Annotated in this window: 2 rRNA genes; both read left to right on the top strand. The window is 45.1% G+C overall.

Annotated features, from left to right (window positions below):
• Nucleotides 1-128 (top strand): 23S ribosomal RNA (locus AB4482_RS22870); the annotation flags it as partial.
• Between the two features lie 132 nt (nucleotides 129-260).
• Nucleotides 261-376, top strand: a 5S ribosomal RNA gene (gene rrf / locus AB4482_RS22875).
• The last annotated feature ends 1 nt before the right edge of the window (nucleotide 377 follow it).

The following is a 377-nucleotide window of genomic DNA, read 5'->3' on the forward strand; positions in this document are numbered from 1 at the left end:
GATGAGTTTTCCCTGACGCTATAAGCGTCCTAAAGGGTTGTCGTAGACTACGACGTTGATAGGCAGGGTGTGTAAGTGCTGCGAGGCATTGAGCTAACCTGTACTAATTGCCCGTGAGGCTTAACCATACAACACCCAAGGGGTTTTGTGGACTCAATAGAAATACCAAACACTTGAATGAGTTTGAAGAGAACAAAAACAGTTTTCCAGATTATTTTGCCTTCAGTTTTTAAAAAAGCTGAAAGTAAAAGCAAAATTTGCTTGGCGACCATAGCATTGTGGACCCACCTGATTCCATGCCGAACTCAGAAGTGAAACACAATAGCGCCGATGGTAGTGTGGGGCTTCCCCATGTGAGAGTAGGACATCGCCAGGCT

Source organism: Vibrio sp. 10N.222.55.C7 (assembly GCF_041473335.1).
GTDB lineage: Bacteria > Pseudomonadota > Gammaproteobacteria > Enterobacterales > Vibrionaceae > Vibrio > Vibrio crassostreae_C.